Raw genomic sequence first — 20421 nt, forward strand, 5'->3', positions numbered from 1 at the left:
GACTGTTAATATCTAAATCGCGCTTCAACTCTACGTTTCCCTATATTTGCTACCCCTTATCCTTAAAGGCTTAGCCAAGTTTTTATTATTTAATGTTAAATGAAACATTATTCAAACACAATTTGTGAAATCATATAAACAAATTTTTTTTGTGTTTTTACTCAAATTGTGTTTTAACTATAATTATTTCATAAATGAAAAAAAATTACACGTTTTTAATACTTCTTTTTATAAGTGGTTTAGGGTATGGGCAGACAGTTTTATGGGTTGAGGATTTTGAAACTGACGGAGATTCGGGTTCAAGATATACCTCATCTAACACGTTTGATGATGGATCTAATGATCATTTTGGAAGAACAAATGGTGGAAATATAAGCGGAACCTACAATTCACCTAGTAATACATTTTTTTGGGCCGGTGAGGATTTAGACGATAATGGTGGAGATGGTTTACCAACTAAGACCATAACTTTCAATTCGATAAACATTTCTGGATACAATGACATCACTTTTAAAGGTCTATTTGCTTCTGGAAATGGTGGCTCTGGTTGGGATTCATCTGACATATTATATATTGAGTACAGTTTAGATGGAGGAACATATCAAAAATTTATTCAATTTGCTTCACCAACTTCAGGTTCTAATTCAGGTTTAAATTTTGACTCTAATTTAGATGGTACAGGTGATGGATCTGCTATTACAACAACATTTACAGAATACTCTTCTTCCCTTGGCATAACAGGAAATACAATTCAATTAAGATTATTTGTTAGTGCAAACTCTGCTAGTGAAGAATTTGCCTTTGACAATTTTATAATAGAAGGTACAGCAAGCTCAACTTGCCCAGATATCACCAATTTAACCGTTGATAGTTTCACAGAAACTTCTGCAGAAATTAGCTGGACAGCTGGAAGCAGTGAAACCTCATGGGAAATAGTTGTACAACCTGAAGGAATTGGTACACCTAGTGGTTCTGGAACTGTAACGATTACTAATCCACATACTCAAATAAGTTTAACTCCAGATACCGACTATGAAGTATTTGTTAGAGCAAATTGCGGCGTGGTAGATGGTTATAGCAATTGGGTTGGTCCAGTTCTTTTTACAACTTTAGCCACATGTCCAGAAGTTACAGATTTAACAATCGATAGCTTTACAGATACATCTGCAAATATTAGTTGGACAGCGGGTGGTACTGAAACGGATTGGGAAATAATTATACAAAACGAAGGAGCAGGTTTTCCTAGTAGTTCGGGTACAGCTACAACAACAAACAATCCTCACATTGCTTCTGGATTAACCCAATTCACAGCATATGAAGTTTATGTTAGAGCAAATTGCGGTATAACTGATGGCTTTAGTAATTGGGTGGGACCAGTTCTTTTCTCAACTATAGCAACACCAATAACAAGTTTTCCATATAATGAAAATTTTGAATCTAGCAATGGAGGTTGGACCGCAGATAATACCACTAACGGAAGTTGGGAATTAGGTCCACCAACAAACACAATAATTAATAGCGCTGATTCTGGTGTAAATGCATGGGTAACAAATTTAGATGGAGATTATAATGCCGACGAGGATTCTTCAGTAATTAGCCCTGTTTTTAATTTTTCTACCATAACCACTCCAGTAATAGAGTTTAGCATTTGGTGGAATTCAGAATCTGGATGGGACGGAATGGTTTTGCAATCGTCAATCGATAATGGTACTACTTGGCAAAATGTTGGTGCTTTTAATGATCCAAACAACTGGTTTAATGATAATGATATAGACGCTAATCCAGGTGGGCAATTAATTGGCTGGACTGGCAGAGAAGAAAGTAGCAGCGATGGTTCATACGGATGGGTTACAGCAATTAATAATTTAACAGGCTTAGGTGGACAAAGTAATGTATTGCTACGTGTAGCTTTTGCTTCAGATGGATCTTTTCAAGATGAAGGTGTTGCTTTTGATAGTGTAAATATATATGAACAGACCTGTAATATTTCAGATTCTGGATTAGCAAATATAACTTGTAACGATAACGGCACTCCTCTAGATGGTTCTGACGACATTACTTCATTTGAATTAAATCCTACGGGCGATTTACTTGGAGATAGTTATTCAGTTGATATGGATGGTTTTGCTAATATTAGTACAAATCCTAATGGTCCATTTAACAATGATGTTATTTCGGGAATAACCTACGGTAGTGCTACCACATTTTATCTAGAACCAGGTAGTGCAGGTATTGGTGGAGACTTAGACGCCATCGTTCTTGATATAGATAACAACAATTGCTTTGATATTGTAACAATTAGTGATCCTAGTAGCTGCTCATTTCCACCTTCTTTAATTTATGAAGATTTTGATGATGGCAACTTTACTGCCAACCCAATTTGGACAGGTAATACAAGTGGTTTTTCTATTATTACAGATACAACACTACCTAATGGTAACGCTAGTACAGATGGTTCTTATCTAGCAAGTAATACAAGTCAAGGTGATCAGAGTCTTTCAATTGAAAGTAATGAAACCACTGAATGGGAGTTTTCCTTTGGCTCAGGTAGCTTCAGCCCTTCAACTTCAAACTATTTTGGAGTAATTTTAATGTCTAATGCTCCTATTTCTGGCTCAATTAACGATGCTAATTTTCAAGGTTATTTTATTAGAATTGGTGTCAATGGAGGTACAGATCTTATAGAACTTTGGAGAAAAACAGGATCTGGACAAACTAAAGTTGGTGATTTTCCTAGTAGCCCTAATTTTGGTTCGGGAGCAATATCTAATGGTTTAAACATAAGAATTACTAGAAGTGCTACTGGAGTATTTGAGTTATTTTATTCCACTGGTTTTGAGTATAGTTCAACCCCAACAACTTCGGCAGGTACATTAACAAATGATGTGTACGATACGTCGTCTTATTTTGGAATTTTTCAAGAATTCGCGAATACTTCATCAAGTCGTAGAATATATTTTGATAATTTAAATATTACACCACCTACTATTACTTATGTATATAATGGTACTTGGTCACCAAGCGACCCTAATGGCATGTCAACCTCAATAGAAGAAATGATTATTGAATCTGGAGATGCAATAATCTCTTCAAATACAGATATCAATACTGTGACTATTAATCCTGGTGCCAGTATAACCATTGACACTGGAGTAACGTTAAATGCAACATCGGTGACTCTAGAATCAGTTTCTAATGCTTATTCTAGCTTAATTTTAGATGGTAATATTGTTGGAACTATAACTTACGAACGCTTTGTTAATGTAATTGGCAGCGGAAACTCTGGTACAGGTAATGATTTAATTTCCCTACCATTAATTCCATCTGTTGGAGGTATGTCATTCGATGAGTTTATTGATTTAGGAGATCCTGCAAACTCTACCAAATTAGCGACCAATGGAGTATTCTATGCGTTTGCTCCTTACAACAACCTTCTATTACAATTCATAAATTTTCTTAATGAAGGAACTGATAATTTAGAGAGTGGTAAAGGATATAGGGTAGCGACTACAACAGGCGAAAATTTAACTTTTTCAGGTGACGTACCAACTGGCAATATTGCTGTAGATATTAGTACCCCAACCATAGCTAATAGCCAATGGAATTTAATTGGCAACCCTTTTCCTAGTTATGTTAACTCAATGGACTTTCTTAGTGCTAACAGTGGTGTTTTTGATGACTCAGCAGTTGCTATATATGGGTATAATAGTGGGACTTTCAGTGGTAGTGGTGAGACCAGCGAAAAATTTACCGTTATAAATATGGTAAGCAATTCAGGATTAAACATTGCACCTGGGCAGGGCTTTTTTATTGCTGCTCGTAATACCATTAATTTTTCTGGTTCAATCGGCTTTACAGATGGTACTATGATACCAACAGATATGAGAACCACATCAGGAACTGATGATTTTATTGAAGGTAGAAGTAGTACAGTAAACTATAAGCTAAAATTATCGCTTACCAATTCTGAAATCTATACTACAAGTTTTTATTTTAATTCTAATGCTAGTTTAGGCTTAGATCCTGGTTATGATGCAGCAACTTTTGATGGATTTGGTGATAGTTATAAGCTATATTCTCATTTAGTTGAAAACAATGAAGGAAGAAACATGACAATTCAGGCACTTGGAGAAGATGATATTAATAATGTTATTATTCCATTGGGAGTTAACTCTAACCAAGGTGAACAAATAACTTTTAGTATTAGTGAAACCTCTTTGCCTAGTACTATTAATGTTTATTTAGAAGATAATGTTAACAATACAACAACCTTACTAAACTCGAGTGACTATACCTTAACATTAAACCAAAATACAAGTGGCACTGGTCGTTTTTACTTACGTATAACAAATGGATTGTTATCAAACACTCTCAACACATTAGATCATCTGAATATTTACAACAATCAAGAAAATAAGACTGTTGTGATTGAAGGTCAATTATCTGAGAATACTATTACAAAAATATACGATCTACAAGGTAGAGTTGTAAACATTTCAACTTTATATACAACAGACACAACTCAATCTATAGATGTGAGTAATTTAAATACTGGCGTTTATGTTGTTCAACTTTCAAATAAATCACAACTGAAAACTCAAAAAATTATTATGAAATAATCTTAAAGACATATTTTATTGAAAAATGCACTAAATTATTTTCGTGCATTTTTTTATTTTATGCTTAGACTAATCAATAGTTATGTGACTTAAATAAAGAAAAAGTGTCATATACATAAGTAAATAAATTAAATTGACTAGCATCACATTAAATGCTAACTAAGATAAAAAACGACTAATTGTAACTACATCTATTTTGTATAATACCAATACATTATAGAGAATACAAATTTTTATATTTTGAAGATTATATTATTTAGTAAATATTTTACAAAGTAGAATTCAAAATTATTATTTTTAAAATCATCAGAATTAATTTTAATAAATGAAAAATTAAATAGAAGATTTGTATTGCATTTCATCTAGAAAAATGGAAAAAACAAACCATTTATTATAAAATTACGTATATAATAATGATAAAGTTTGTTTTCATAAAATTTAAATCCTAAATATTAGGAGCATTTCGTCGAAAACAACACTATTTAAAGGGTAAAAACGATTTTTAATGTAAACCTTTTCGTATTTTACTTCATTAAATAAATTATTTTATTATTTTTGAACTCAAATCTAGGGCTAAAGCCATGAAGAAAGAAAACAACTTAGATAAAATCACTCGTAAAGAAGCCATAAAAAAAATGGGGAAATACGCTGCATTAACTGCTGTAGGAACATTCGTGATTTTAAATCCGCTTAAAGCACAATCGTCATCACCACCAGATCCAGGAGGAGACCCATTCGATTAATTCTTAAATTTTATTTTGAACAATAGCTTAGCACCAACATATGAAAGACAGATTGGTGAGCATTGGGTATTATGGTACTCAAAGTCTAATAGTTATAGTGTCGTTGAGTCCTCATTCAAAAATTATTTAGACTCTTACTTAAAAGCCGAAACTATCGGTGACTTTAAAAGAGATTGTAATATAGATTCTTTAGAAGTTGAAGCGATAGCATCAACAATTAATAATTATCTTAAAGACTGCAATATTTCTATTGCCCCATCAATAGATGAACATGTATCTATCGATACTTCTTATCGTAATATTATAAAGCAATATTTTATAAAAGGTAAATCTATTAATATTTATTTTTGTTCAGAAAAAGTTCTAAAAACAATACATCCTGCCATAGCACATCTGGAGATTGATACAAGTAATTCTGCTGAAACAATTTTTGATATTTACCTCAAAGATGAGCAATTATATTTATTTAAAGATCAACAATTAATAACCAAAGCCGCAAAAAAAGATTATCATCTTATACAGGGTAAATTTATAATGCAATTACTTTGTAATATTCATAATAATAGAGAAGGTAATTGGATTAGTACTTTTCATGGTTCTACAATAACAGATGGTAAATCTTCAATACTTTTTATTGGTAAATCTGGCAAAGGAAAAAGTACTTTGTGCGCGTTGTTAGCGGCTAATGGATATAATCTTCTTGCCGATGATGTTTCGCCAATGCTTTCGAAAAACAAATGCATTTATCATAACCCTTCAGCAATATCAATAAAAGAGGGTGCTTTTAATTTACTACAACCACTAGTTGATAATTTTAATGCATTGCCTAATATTCAATTTAACAAAGCAAAAGGTCTAATAAAGTACTTACCATGTAAAAACCCGAAAAAAGATTATTACCCTAGTAATACGGTTGTTATGGTAAATTATAAAAGCGAATCGGAAACTATTTTAGAGGATATATCTGTTAAAACTATGTTAGAAACATTAATTCCGGAATCGTGGCTATCACCAAACCCTTTGCATGCTCGGCAATTTTTAGATTGGTTAGAAACACTGAATCTCTATAAATTAACCTATAGCGATACTGATAAAGTGACCTTAAAAATTTCGGAATTATTCCAAGAACTTAATAAAAACTTATAATAATACTATATTAGTATTTTAGACAACTATCAATGGGTAATCTTGCTATTACATATCAACATATTGCAGATATCCTAAGTTTTAATACTCCAACCGAACAATTAGAGCAGACACTTAGTAGACAATCTTTTAATTGGGATGCCATTGTTATTGAAGGTAGCAAACATTTAATTTTACCGGCTATTTATTGTAGGTTAAAGGCCAAACAACTGTTGCATTTACTACCTAAAGAGTTAAATAACTATTTAGAAGAAATTACTTCTATCAACAGAAACAGAAATATAGCCATATTACAACAAGTACATTCCATTTCTCAATTGTTTAATCAACATAGTATTAATCATGTATTTTTAAAAGGCTCCGCTTTATTGGTTTTTGGTTGTTTTAATGATAATGCAGAACGTATGATAGGTGATATAGATGTTTTAGTTACTACAAACGATCTAGAAAAAGCGTACAATTTATTAACAAAAAATCATTATGTACCAATAGATCAAACCATAGGACATCAATATTTTGAGCATAAGCACCTTCCAAGATTGAAAACTAAACATGAAATATGCGCAGTAGAAGTGCATGAAAAACTATTTACGTCTTTCACCTATAATGAACTTAAAAGTAATAATCTTTTAAACAAAAAAACAAACTTAAACTACATAGACATACCTTCTCAAAAACATCTATTAATGCATAACATTCTCAATTATCAAATCAATGATAAAGGGGCTTTATTTAATAGTATAAATTTTCGTTCAGCTTATGACACCTTATGTTTATTGCGGAATTATGTTAATGAAGATGTTCCATGGTATTCCACTAAAATCTTCAGTCGTTATTTTAACAATCTAAGCCTTTTTTTTAAAGATGACCAAATAACCAATAAGGGCAACAAAAACATTTTCACATCTTTCTATTTGTTTAAATTAAAGCATCTTAGATTTTATAAATTTTGGAATAAAATATTAGTAATTAGTAATTTTACACCGATTTTTATAAAACGTTTCTACTATTTTATATTTAACAATTCTTATAGAAAGTCGATAATAAAGGACAGAAAGAGAGTTTCCAGCCTTTTTAAGTCCATTTTTAAGTGAATTTATCTTTTTTTGCGTATTTAATCTAATAACTTTACTTCAATATTTGTTTTATAATTCATAAAGTTTAACTTTGGGCAAAATGATTTTAGCATGAAAAAATTAGTTTTAATATTAACATTAGTAGCATTTAGCTTATCATCATATGCTCAAAGAAATAATAAGGATTGGTTATTAAGTATTGGTTTAAACTCAGTTAATAGTTTAGGATCTAGATCACCAATTTTCCATCCAGAAAGATGGGTGAACCAGTTCCCTCTTTCAGCAGCAGTAGAATTTAACTGGAGTGATGATTTTGCTGTAGAACAATCTTTAACATTTAATGGCTTTACTGAAGATGATGAAATTGATGGTGCTGATTTAAAGAAAGATTATAACTATATATCGTTAGACACACATGTTAAATACTACTTTGGAAAATATATATTTTCTAGACGTGTAGATTGGATTGATTTATACGTTAACGGTGGGTTAGGATTCTTTCATATAGATGAAACTAATATTTCTGCAAATCTAGGTGGTGGAGTTCTTTTTTGGCTAAACAAAACTAGAACTTTTGGTTTAAGAACTCAAGTCATCGGTAAATTTGCTTTTAATCATAAGGATAGTGGCTTAGACAACAACCATTATCAATACCATTTACAAGCAGTATTTAAATTATAGATAGATACAATATTCACTCATAATAAAAGAGGCTAACAATTGTGAGCCTCTTTTATTTTTTAGCAGTATTCTGTAATTACAATTACTCTTTCAATAAATTATCAAAATAATCTACAGTATATTTAAGTCCTTCTTTTAGGTTAATTTTAGGCTCCCAACCACCAAGTTCTTTCTTAGCTAAACTAATATCTGGTTGGCGTTGCATAGGATCATCTTGTGGTAACGGCAAATAGGTGATTTTAGATTTAGACCCAACTATATCAACCACCTCCTTTGCTAACTCTAGCATAGTAAATTCTACTGGGTTTCCTATATTAACCGGACCAATTAAACTATCTCTACTATTCATCATTCGATGTGTACCTTCAATTAAATCATCAACATACTGAAAACTTCGAGTTTGTTTTCCTTCACCAAAAATTGTAATATCCTCTCCTTTTAAAGCCTGCACAATAAAATTTGAAACTACCCTACCATCTTGAGGATGCATTCTTGGTCCATATGTATTAAAAATACGGATGATTTTAATTTTAACTTCGTTTTGGTTATGATAGTCCATAAACAATGTTTCTGCACAGCGTTTTCCTTCATCGTAACATGATCTTAAACCAATAGGGTTTACATTTCCCCAATAACTTTCAGGTTGCGGATGTACAGTAGGGTCACCATAAACTTCACTTGTAGAAGCCTGTAAAATTTTTGCACCAACACGTTTAGCTAAACCTAACATGTTTATAGCACCCATTACTGATGTTTTTACAGTTTTAATGGGATTATATTGATAATGAACCGGTGAAGCAGGACATGCCAAATTATAGATTTCATCTACTTCTACCATATAAGGATTTGTAATATCATGTCGGACTAACTCAAAATAATGATGATCCATTAAATGTTCAATATTACGCTTAGAACCTGTAAAATAATTATCTAAACAAATAACTTCGTTACCTTCATTTAATAATCGTTCGCACAAATGGGAACCTACAAAACCAGCACCACCAGTAACCAATATTCTTTTCATATTTTTACTACAATTAAGGTTTAAAAATAATACTTTATTTCATAGCTATTAGTATCCAGCAAAATTAAAATTAAGCATTTGCTTCAAGTAGTAATATAGCTTAGGAAATTGATTTTTAAACTCTAATGGAGTCTCTATAAAATTCTCTAATATCACAGCAAAAAATTCAAATTGATTGGTATATGCATAAGCTCTAAAGTATTTAGATGCAATTAACTTCTGTCTTACAGCTTCATGGTTTTGCAAATAACTTGTTAATCTATCAAACCCTTCATTAAAAATTAAACTACTAATATCATCGTTATTAGCTGCATTTAAATGTATCGCATGCCCAAACTCATGTATACCTAAATTAAGGTTGTCATCTCCTATTTTATAACCATATTTAAAGTCTTCCCATGAAAATACTATAGCTTTTAACTGCGGATTAGTTTCACCCTTATGAAATACTTCATTTGTTTTAGAATAATAAGCTTTAGGATAAACAATAACCTTGTCAATTAAATCGATTTTATATTTTCTAAATCCAAACGTTAACATTATTGCTGTAGCAGAAATTAAAACTTTCATTTCTTCGCTTACTACTAATCCTTCTCTACCAATAAATTGTTTATGATTAATAAATGATACTACTCTATGCTGAAATACTTGCTTTTCTTTTTCTTTAAGTCTTTGATAAAATAAAAATTCTCTTTCTAGAATTTTCATTTGCTCATTTGAAACTTTTTTCAAGAACAATCCATAATTTAATAAAAAAGGCTTGTGATATTTAAGAGCATACATTTGCTCAAAATAGAAGAAAAAACGGCTAAGTACAACTAAAGTCATACCAACAAAAAAGATTACTAATAAAATGAACTTTAGAGTTGGATTCATTACAGAGGATTGGGTTTCCTGAAGATAGATTAAGATCATGGCTAAATATAGAAAGAAAATACTTAATTATGTCTGGTAGATTTAATCCAAAAGAAAAGCCAAAATTTAAGATAACTATACATCATCTAATCTCTGTTTTGACAATATTATAAACAAAAAAAATGCTCAAGCAAACTTGGCATTTTTTTGTTATTACTATTTATTCGTGACCTCGAGAGGATTCGAACCTCCAACCCTCAGAGCCGAAATCTGATATTCTATCCAGTTGAACTACGAGGCCATATTTGCTATGACAACTTAGCCTTAACTATCGTTGAAATAGTTTTACCATCTGCTTGCCCAGCTAATTCTTTACTAACAATTCCCATTACTTTACCCATATCTTTCATACCCTCGGCACCAACCTGATCTATGGTCATAACAACCACTTTCTCAATCTCTTCTTCACTCAATGCTTCTGGTAAAAATTGGCTAATAATTTCTGCTTGATCTATTTCTGGTAAAGCTAAATCCTTGCGGTCTTGTTCTAAAAATATCGCCGCACTATCTTTTCGTTGCTTTACCATTTTAGATAGAATTTTTATTTCTTGTTCTTCAGTTAATTCTTCTTGAGAACCAGAAGATGTTTGAGCTAATAATATCTCAGATTTTACAGCTCTTAATGCTGCCAATGCTGTTTGATCTTTTTCTTTCATTGCCGCTTTCATAGCGGTCATTATATCATCTTTTAAGCTCATAATTCTCTTTTTTATTAGAAAAGCGAAGATACTAAAAAAGTTTCCATGACAAATACCATAAATCCAATCAATACAATAAATTAATAACAACAAAAAGCCCAAAAAGTTGGAGTGGCTTTTTGGGCTAGACAATAATGTGTTAACACTAAACTTAAATTTGCTATTAATCTACGTTATCGTGTAAAAATGAATTATTACTTCTTAATTGAATATCATCGTTTTCGTCTGTACCGACGGACATTCTTGAAGCGTTGGTTTCTGATGAATGCTGTGCATCCTCTAAATTAACACCTTGTCTTTTGTAAGCAGGCTCCTTTTCGATTTCATCTATTTTTGCATTATTAAATTTATAGTTGAAATCTTTCATTTTTTTTCTTCGCTCATCTGCACGAGCTATAAGTAATTCTGAAATTGGACTATTCATTGGATCAATTTCATCTTGAATAATATCTTCGGTTTCTTCAACTGGTATTACTTTCTTTTCAAAAACGATTTCTTCTTTAACCTTAGTTTCTTCAGAATTAGAATTCATTGAAGATTCAAAAGTTTTAAAATCATCTAAAGCATAGCGTTTCTCTCCTTCTTCATTAACTTCAGTAACCGAAATTATTTCAATAGGCTCATTAACATCAATATCCTTTACATCGTCGTCTAAACTAAAGAACATTTTTTCTTCACTTGAGTTTTGTTTTTCAATTTCTTTTGGCTCATTACTAGATAAAGGCAAATCAAAAGTTAATGTTATTTGCTCTTCTTCTGGCTCATTTTCAATAGTCTCCGCTTTATTTTCAATAGGTGTAATGATAAAATCTTCTGGTTGAACTTCTTCTTGAGATTTAGTATCTAATACTTCATCATATACCACATTCATATTACGTAGAAACTCTGTTGTTGTAATTAAATCCATTTCAGAATTCTTTTCAACCTTAATTTCTACCTCTTCCTCTTCATCAAGTAAGGTATGACGGACTATTGGCGTCTCTTTTTCATCTTCTAAAACAATATCTGGTGTTATAATCGCAGGCTCTTTGTCTGTTGTACTAATTTCCTCGCTTACCTCACCTAATGCATGAATAACTTTTTTAGTCTCAGTATTAGAAATTTCATTTTGCTGATCGATATCGAATCCTGTTGCAATAATTGTTACAGAAATAGATTCTTGTAAAGATTCATCTTCACCAACACCCATAATTATATTAGCACCATGACCTGCTTCATTCTGAATATGATCATTGATTTCACCGATTTCATCAATTGTAATTTCTTGTGAGCCAGAAACGATTAATAATAATACATTTTTTGCTCCTGTAATTTTATTATCATTAAGTAATGGCGAATCTAAAGCTTTCATAATAGCCTCTTGTGCTCTGGTTTGTCCAGATGCTGAAGCTGATCCCATTATAGCAGTTCCACTGTTACTTAATACTGTTTTAGCATCACGTAAATCTATATTTTGCGTGTAGTGATGAGTTATTACCTCTGCAATACCTCTAGATGCTGTAGATAAGACCTCATCTGCTTTTGAGAAACCAGCTTTAAAACCAAGATTTCCATAAACCTCTCTAAGTTTATTATTATTTATAACAACTAAAGAATCTACATGCTGACGTAATTTCTCAATTCCACGTTGTGCTTGTTCGTTACGCATTTTTCCTTCAAACTGAAAAGGCATAGTTACAATACCAACAGTAAGAATATCTAACTCTTTTGCCATTTTAGCTATAATTGGCGCAGCACCTGTTCCAGTACCACCACCCATTCCTGCTGTAATAAATACCATTTTAGTATTGGTATCTAGCATTCTACGGATGTCCTCTAAACTTTCTACAGCTGCTTCTTCACCAACATCTGGATTTGCACCAGCTCCCAAACCTTCGGTTAAATTAACACCTAATTGTATTTTGTTTGGCACACCACTGTTTTGAAGTGCTTGTGCATCGGTATTACAAATCACAAAATCTACACCTTTAATACCTTGTTGAAACATGTGATTTATAGCATTGCTACCTCCTCCGCCAACACCAATTACTTTGATGACATTAGATTGGTGCTTTGGCAAATCGAAGGAAATGTTTCCAAATTCATTGTTCTTGCTCATATTGTTTGTGATTACGGGATTTTATATATTTTGATTAATTAATTTTATTTTTCAATGGTCTATGTCTCAGCACTGGCTCTTTGTTAAAATTGTCCACTGGACAATTTCTTTACACTCAGCCCTATTCTGCGTTATCTAAAAACTCTTTAACACGTTCGGTTAACTTATCTAAAAACGAACGACGTTCTTTTATTGGTTCTTCTACTACAACTTCTGGTTGAGCTTCCATGGTTTGTTCTGCTTGGTTTTCAATTACCATTTCCTCTACATCTTCTACTCGCTTTCTTTCCTGGCGTTTTAAACCATCCATTACTAATCCTACTGCTGTAGCAAATAAAGGACTTGCAATATCCTCATCACTATCTCCTGCTAAATGCTCATTAGGATATCCTATTCTAGTATCCATTCCTGTAATGTATTCTACTAACTGTTTTAAATGCTTTAACTGACTTCCACCACCAGTTAATACAATACCTGCAATTAGTTTTTTCTTTTGCTCTTCGTGGCCATAATTTTTTATTTCCACATATACTTGTTCTATTATCTCAACGACTCTAGCATGTATGATTTTAGACAAATTCTTTAGAGTAATTTCTTTAGGCTCTCTACCTCTTAATCCAGGAATAGAAACAATCTCATTATCCTTATTCTCACCTGGCCATGCAGATCCAAATTTTATTTTTAAAAGCTCTGCTTGTTTTTCAATAATTGAGCAGCCTTCTTTTATGTCTTCGGTAATAACATTTCCACCAAAAGGAATCACCGCTGTATGACGAATAATTCCATCTTTAAACACAGCTAAATCTGTAGTTCCACCTCCTATATCTATTAGAGCAACACCAGCTTCTTTTTCTTCTCTGCTTAATACCGCATTTGCAGATGCCAGAGGTTCTAAGGTTATACCTTCGAGTTCTAAACCAGAACTTTTAATACATCTTCCTATATTTCTGATTGATGATACTTGCCCAACAACTACATGAAAATTAGCCTCAAGTCGCCCTCCATACATACCAATTGGTTCTGTAATTTCGGCTTGACCATCTATCTTAAATTCTTGTGGTAAAACATGAATAATTTCTTCACCAGGAAGCATAACCAGCTTATGTACTTGATTGATTAATCGATCAATATCACTTTCATCTATAACCATTTCAGAATTAGCTCTGGTAATATAATCGCTATGTTGCAAACTACGAATATGCTGACCTGCTATACCCACAGTAACATCGGTAATTTTTTCTGATGCTGCAGCTTCGGCTTCTTGCACAGCCTGTTGAATGGATTGAATTGTTTGTGTAATATTATTAACTACACCACGATGCACACCCATACTTTTGGATTTACCTACACCTAAGATTTCAACTTTATCGTATTCATTTTTGCGACCAATCATGGCCACAATTTTTGTGGTTCCTATATCTAAACCTACCGAAATATTATTGTTTTCCATAGTCTACTTTTTGGTGCATATAACTTGTTTATCAAACTTTAGATTAACTATTTTATAGCTTTCTAAAATTTTATCTTTTATCGCTTTTTGGTAAAAAGCTTTAAAATTATTTATCTTCTTTTCTAGTTTTTTTAAAGTTCCTAAATGAACAGTAAAATCACTCTTTCGTATTTTAAAATCAATGGTTTTATCGTCATTCTGACGAATTTCAATGACATGCTTTTTTAAGAATTCATCTTCATCTACAGCCTTAGCAAATTGATAAACTGTTTCGAGCTTATCTTTCTTAATATTACCTGTAACGAGCGGTACTCTTGCAGAATAATTAGAAGACAAAGGCATAAATGAACCTTCATCATCTATATAATATGATGCATTAGTATGAACTCTTGCAATAGGTCGTTTTTGCTCAATTTCTGCTGAAAGCTCACCATTTACTGACATAAACACTTCTGCTTCCTTTATCATTGGATTAGAATTTAGGGCAATTTCTAATTCGTTCAAATCTATAATTTCTTTGGGCTGTTCTGTAACGGGTTGCTGATTTTGTATTAACAATTTACTAACAGTCGCTTCTGTAATGAATAATTTATTTTCTCCTATAAATTCTATATTAGGTTCAGCCACTGTTCTATTATTGTTTCTATGGTTTGAAAACGCAAACAAACCACCAACAATAATTAGTAAAACAATGATTTTTATATAGTTATAATTAATTCGCAACGTTAAAAGCCTCTTTAATATGTTTTACTTCTTCTCCAATATCTCCTGCTCCTATAGTTAATACTATTTGAGCATCAGAATTTTTTATTTCTCCAATTATTTTAGATTTCTCTATTAGTTTTTTATTAGGATTTTCAATTTTACTAAATAACCAATTTGAGGTCACACCTTCTATTGGCAATTCTCTCGCAGGATAAATATCCAACAGCAAAAGTTCATCGAATTTTGAGAGACTTTCGGCAAAGCCATCAACAAAATCTCTTGTCCTAGTAAATAAGTGCGGCTGAAAAATAGCGAGTACCTTTTTATTAGGATACATTTCTCTTACAGCCTGATGTACCGCATTAATTTCTTCTGGATGGTGTGCATAATCATCAATAAAAACAAATTCATCAGTTTTTATTTGATATGTAAATCTGCGTTTAACACCTTTATAAGATGCTAAACCCTTGGCGAGCTGATCGTTAGGGCAACCGTAGGTTACAGCCATCGCCAAGGCAATTATTGCATTCGACAAATTATGTCTACCTGGTAGGTTAAATTTAAAATCTTTGTATATACCATCTGGTGTTTGCATATCAAACACGTAACTTCCATTTTCTATCCTTATATTTTGAGCACTATAATCTGAATCATCTTCAATTCCATAAGTAATACCATCTAATGACAATCCATTTCTTACAAACAATTTTCCATTAGGTTTAATACATTCTGAAAAATCTTTAAACGTTTTAGCTAATTCTGATGCGTCACCATAAATATCTAAATGATCTGCATCCATTGATGTGATACAGGCAAGATCTGGAGATAAGGTTAAGAACGAACGATCGAACTCATCAGCTTCTACGACTGTAACTTCAGTACCGTTAATTATTAAGTTTGAATTGTAATTCTCACTTATTCCACCTAAAAATACAGTAACAGGAACGTTACACACATTTAGCAAATGGCCCAATATACTTGTTGTAGTTGTTTTACCATGTGTACCTGCTACCGCCAAACAAGTTGTTTGTTTTGTAATTTCCCCTAAAACTGCCGAACGTTTTAAAACAATAAATCCATTATTCTTGAAATAATTAAACTCTGAATGTGAATTTGGAATCGCTGGCGTATAAACCACAAGTGTTGTTTTAGGATTCAAAAACGCACTATCAATCTGTTTTATATCATCATTAAAATGAACTGATACTCCTAAACCTTCAAGAGTTTTGGTAATTTCGGTTGGTGTTTTATCATATCCTGCAACACGCTTGCCATTAGCTACAAAATAACGTGCAAGAGCACTCATTCCGATACCTCCAATACCAATAAAATAAACGTTATGTACGGAATCTAAATTCATTGTTTTTTTAATAGCTTTTCTACTTCGTCAACAATATCATTTGTAGCATTTACTAACGCTAATGCTTCAATCTTTTCACTTAATTCTTTCCTCTTTTCATCGTTTTCAATTAAATCTGAAAACTGATTTTTAAATTCCGAATCTAAATCACGCTCTCTAATTAAAATTGCTGCATTTTTATCTGCAATCGCTTTAGCATTTTTAGTCTGATGATCCTCTGCCACATTAGGAGAAGGAATAAATATTACAGGCTTGCCAACAATGCATAATTCTGATACAGAAATTGCACCTGCCCTAGAAATGATAACATCAGCTGCCGCATAAGCCATATCCATATTATTTAAAAACGCATGAACTTGCACATTAGCTAACTCATTATACTGCTTATACTGGTCATAATATAGCTTTCCGCATTGCCAAATAACTTGCACGTTTTGTTCTTCAAAAATTTCAATATTCGCTTCAATAAGTTGGTTTATTCTTCTCGCACCTAAACTGCCTCCTAAGACTAAAAGTGTATACTTACTATGGATTTGTAAAAAGACATCTTTACCTTCTAAATGCTTACTCTTAACCTCCAATAAGTCCTTTCTAATCGGATTTCCTGTTAGTCTTATTTTTTCTTTTGGAAAAAACTTCTCTAAACCTTCATAAGCCACGCAAATTGTATTCACCTTTTTTCCCAATAACTTATTCGTAATTCCTGGATAAGAATTTTGCTCTTGGATTAAACTTGGAATTTTCTTTGTTGTTGCCATTTGTAATAATGGACCACTTGCAAAGCCACCAGTACCTATAACAACATCTGGATTAAATGTTTTTATTATTCTTTTTGAACGCCATAAACTTGAGACTAACTTAAATGGAAAAGCTAAGTTCTTTAAAGTTAGTTTGCGTTGAATACCAGAAATCCATAAACCTTCAATCTTATAACCAGCTTGTGGAACTTTATCCATTTCCATTCGGTCTGATGCACCAACGAATAAAAATTCAGCATCAGGATAACGCGATTTTAATTCGTCAGCAATTGCAACAGCAGGATATATATGTCCTCCTGTTCCTCCACCTGATAATATGAATTTATAATTACTCATTTATATGGTTTCACTTAATATATCCAATGGGTTCTCCTCAGATGCTTCTTGTCCTTTTATCTCTTCGCGTTTTGCACTAACACTTAGTATTATTCCTATAGCTAAACAGGTCATCCAAATAGATGTACCACCACTACTTATTAAGGGTAAAGTTTGACCAGTAACTGGAAACAATTCTACTGCAACAGCCATATTAATTAATGCCTGAAACACGATAGGTAAACCAACACCAAGCACTAATAGCTTACCAAAAACGGTATCTGATTTCTGTGATACAATAACAATTCTAAACAATAACCACGAATAAAGAACTAAAAGAAACAAACCACCTATTAGCCCATATTCTTCTATAATAATTGCAAAGATGAAATCTGAAGAAGATTGTGGCAAAAGGTTTTTCTGTACACTTTTTCCTGGTCCTACGCCTTTTATTCCGCCAGATGCTATGGCTGTCTTCGCTCTTTCTATTTGATAATCAGCTTCTGTATCTTCGCCATTTGAAAAATTTTCAATTCTACTCATCCAAGTATCAATACGATTAGGCATAACTTCTGGAAATGCTTTCGCAACCAAAATAAACATTGCGAAGGCAGCTAAACCTATACCAATAACAATCAGTAAATGTTTTATTGGGTAACCACCAATAAAAGCTAGCATCATAATCATGGTGAAAATAATAGCTGTTGTAGAGAAATTTGCTGGTAATATTAAAACCAAAATCAAAAAAATTGGTGCCCATAATGGTAAAATAGACTCTTTAAAGGAGATTGTTTTTTCTCTAACCTTTGAAAGATATCTTGCCACATAAACCATTAAAACAACTGCAGCAAGTGTTGATGTTTGAAAGGACATATTTACAATTGGAATCTGAATCCAACGACTCGCATTTGCACCATCAATTGTTGTTCCTTGAAGCATTGTCACTAGTAGAAGTACAAATACTATTGGAATCATTATCATTGATAAGCCTCTAAAATATTTATAAGGTACTTTGTGTACTCCATACATAATTGCAAATCCTAAAGCTAAATGCATAAAATGCTTAATAAAAAAAGAAAAGGTATTACCGATACCACCTACATAAGCTAAGTTACTCGCAGCACTATACACTGGCAAAAAAGAAAATATAGCTAAGAGTGTAGCTATAGCCCAAATGGCTCTATCCCCTTTTATTTGTGTAAACATGTTCCCCATAGTCCTTTGGACATTTCCCAAAATGGAAAAATTTATTAGATTAATTAATCTCTAGTTCTGCCTCAACAGTTTCTTCCCTTTGGGAAGATTAAGATGAGCTTCTCTTTTACAAGTTTCTTACAGCATTTTTAAATTGACGCCCTCTATCTTCATAATTTTCGAATAAATCGAAACTTGCACAAGCAGGTGATAACAAAACATTGTCACCAGCATCTGCTACTTTGTACGCTATCTTAACTGCTTCGCTCATATATTGTGTTTCTATAATAACATCAACCATATTTCCGAAAGCCTCAAATAACTTTGCATTATCAACCCCAAGACAGATAATAGCTTTTACCTTTTCATTTACAAACGGAAACAATTCTTTATAATCATTGCCTTTATCCACACCACCAACTATCCAAACCGTAGGTGCATCCATACTTTCTAATGCAAAATATGTTGCATTAACATTTGTTGCTTTAGAGTCATTGATGTATTGCACTTTGTTTATTTTAAGTACATGCTCCAAACGGTGCTCTACACCTTGAAAATTCTCTAAACTCTCTCTAATAGTTTGTTTTCTAATTTTAAGTAAATGCGCCACAGTTGAAGCTGCCATTGCATTCTTAACGTTATGTTTTCCCTCTAATGCTAAATTTTCTGTTGGCATAATTATCTGGTTATTATCTATTGTTATTATTATATTATTATTATCTAAATATGCACCTTGCTCAATAACTTTGGTTAATGAAAAAGGTAATTTTTGAGATTGAATTGTATTGTTTTTTAACCACTCTTGTATTACTTCATCATCGGCATCATATATGAAATAATCATCTTGGGTTTGGTTTTCTACAATTCTGAATTTTGAAGCGATATAGTTTTCAAACTTATAATCATAGCGATCTAAATGATCTGGTGTAATATTTGTTAGTATTGCAATTTTTGGTTTAAAATCTATGATGTCATCTAACTGAAAACTACTGATCTCTAAGACATAGTTCTCATGATTCTTTTCTAGAATCTGTTTTGCAAAACTGTCTCCAATATTTCCAGCTAGTCCAACATCTAAATCTGTTTTCAACAAATGATGTGTTAATGTTGCTGTTATAGTTTTACCATTACTTCCTGTTATTGCCACTAAAGTTGCATCGGTATATTTTGAAGCAAACTCAATTTCAGAAACAACAGTTATACCTGCATTACGAATTTGTTTTACTAAATCTACTTTTTCTGGAATCCCAGGACTTTTCATAATGATATCTGCATTCAGAATTTTTGATTCTGTATGTTGCTGATCTTCAAATTCAATCTCATTATTTAAAAGAACGTCTTTATACTTTTCTTGAATCTTTCCTTTATCAGACACAAATACTTCGTATCCTTTTGCTTTTCCCAAAAGCGCAGTACCAACTCCACTTTCTCCACCTCCAAGAATCACTAGAAGCCCCTTCCTAAATCCTTCACCAGAAGGGAAGGACTTCTCACTTTGCAGGTTATTCTTCTTGTCTTTCATTCACTTCTTTCTGTCATTCCTGCAAAGGCAGGAATCTACTTTACAACTACTTCTATTTTGGATTCCTGCTTTACGCTACCGCTATAGCTTTAGCGCACACGGTCGCAGGAATGACAA

The 20421-nt window shown here is 32.3% G+C and carries 15 protein-coding genes and 1 tRNA gene; 5 read left to right on the top strand and 11 right to left on the bottom strand.

From position 1 onward, the window contains the following. The first annotated feature begins 194 nt into the window (after nt 1-194). From H8K90_RS02210 to H8K90_RS02230, 5 genes are all read left to right on the top strand, one after another. Nucleotides 195-4619, top strand: a complete 4425-nt coding sequence (locus H8K90_RS02210) for a fibronectin type III domain-containing protein (protein WP_186844308.1) — start codon at nt 195-197, stop codon at nt 4617-4619. A gap of 581 nt (nt 4620-5200) precedes the next feature. Then, nucleotides 5201-5362 carry a hypothetical protein gene (locus H8K90_RS02215; RefSeq protein WP_186844309.1) on the top strand — a complete coding sequence of 54 codons (162 nt, stop codon included), beginning with the start codon at nt 5201-5203 and terminating at the stop codon, nt 5360-5362. Nucleotides 5363-5377: 15 nt separating this feature from the next. Beyond that, complete coding sequence (locus H8K90_RS02220) at nt 5378-6508, top strand: hypothetical protein (protein WP_186844310.1); 1131 nt, start codon at nt 5378-5380, stop codon at nt 6506-6508. 32 nt (nt 6509-6540) lie between these two features. Further along, nucleotides 6541-7602 (top strand): nucleotidyltransferase family protein, encoded by a 1062-nt coding sequence (locus H8K90_RS02225; protein ID WP_186844311.1) that lies wholly within the window; start codon nt 6541-6543, stop codon nt 7600-7602. Between the two features lie 93 nt (nt 7603-7695). Continuing rightward, a complete protein-coding gene (locus H8K90_RS02230) occupies nt 7696-8265 on the top strand; it encodes an outer membrane beta-barrel protein (protein WP_186844312.1) in 570 nt (189 codons plus the stop codon). 82 nt (nt 8266-8347) lie between these two features. Here H8K90_RS02230 and H8K90_RS02235 read toward each other — a convergent pair whose 3' ends face one another. The 11 genes from H8K90_RS02235 to murD form a co-directional block, all read right to left on the bottom strand. Beyond that, nucleotides 8348-9289, bottom strand: a complete 942-nt coding sequence (locus H8K90_RS02235) for a UDP-glucuronic acid decarboxylase family protein (RefSeq protein ID WP_186844313.1) — start codon at nt 9287-9289, stop codon at nt 8348-8350. A 48-nt stretch (nt 9290-9337) separates the two neighbouring features. Beyond that, nucleotides 9338-10204: a zinc-dependent peptidase gene (locus H8K90_RS02240; RefSeq protein ID WP_246457484.1), complete on the bottom strand. Its 867-nt coding sequence runs from the start codon at nt 10202-10204 to the stop codon at nt 9338-9340. A 167-nt stretch (nt 10205-10371) separates the two neighbouring features. After that, nucleotides 10372-10445 (bottom strand) — tRNA-Arg (locus H8K90_RS02245). Nucleotides 10446-10452: 7 nt separating this feature from the next. Next, entirely contained in the window at nt 10453-10902 is a 450-nt protein-coding gene (locus H8K90_RS02250; protein ID WP_186844314.1) for a GatB/YqeY domain-containing protein, read from the bottom strand. 163 nt (nt 10903-11065) lie between these two features. Next, nucleotides 11066-13000 carry a cell division protein FtsZ gene (ftsZ, locus tag H8K90_RS02255; RefSeq protein ID WP_186844315.1) on the bottom strand — a complete coding sequence of 645 codons (1935 nt, stop codon included), beginning with the start codon at nt 12998-13000 and terminating at the stop codon, nt 11066-11068. A gap of 121 nt (nt 13001-13121) precedes the next feature. Further along, complete coding sequence (gene ftsA / locus H8K90_RS02260) at nt 13122-14450, bottom strand: cell division protein FtsA (protein ID WP_186844316.1); 1329 nt, start codon at nt 14448-14450, stop codon at nt 13122-13124. Nucleotides 14451-14453: 3 nt separating this feature from the next. Beyond that, nucleotides 14454-15173 (bottom strand): cell division protein FtsQ/DivIB, encoded by a 720-nt coding sequence (locus H8K90_RS02265; protein WP_186844317.1) that lies wholly within the window; start codon nt 15171-15173, stop codon nt 14454-14456. Next, nucleotides 15163-16515, bottom strand: coding sequence for a UDP-N-acetylmuramate--L-alanine ligase (gene murC, locus H8K90_RS02270; RefSeq protein WP_186844318.1), 1353 nt, complete (start codon nt 16513-16515; stop codon nt 15163-15165). Before murC ends, H8K90_RS02265 begins: the two co-directional genes overlap by 11 nt. Further along, the gene (murG, locus tag H8K90_RS02275) at nt 16512-17609 is read right to left on the bottom strand and encodes an undecaprenyldiphospho-muramoylpentapeptide beta-N-acetylglucosaminyltransferase (protein ID WP_186844319.1); all 1098 of its coding nucleotides are present in this window, start codon (nt 17607-17609) and stop codon (nt 16512-16514) included. The genes murC and murG overlap by 4 nt, the downstream gene beginning before the upstream one ends. Beyond that, nucleotides 17610-18803, bottom strand: a complete 1194-nt coding sequence (locus H8K90_RS02280; RefSeq protein WP_186845241.1) for an FtsW/RodA/SpoVE family cell cycle protein — start codon at nt 18801-18803, stop codon at nt 17610-17612. 106 nt (nt 18804-18909) lie between these two features. After that, nucleotides 18910-20304, bottom strand: coding sequence for a UDP-N-acetylmuramoyl-L-alanine--D-glutamate ligase (gene murD, locus H8K90_RS02285; protein WP_246457486.1), 1395 nt, complete (start codon nt 20302-20304; stop codon nt 18910-18912). Between the last annotated feature and the right edge of the window lie 117 nt (nt 20305-20421).

Source organism: Winogradskyella echinorum, assembly GCF_014297365.1.
GTDB classification, from domain to species: domain Bacteria; phylum Bacteroidota; class Bacteroidia; order Flavobacteriales; family Flavobacteriaceae; genus Winogradskyella; species Winogradskyella echinorum.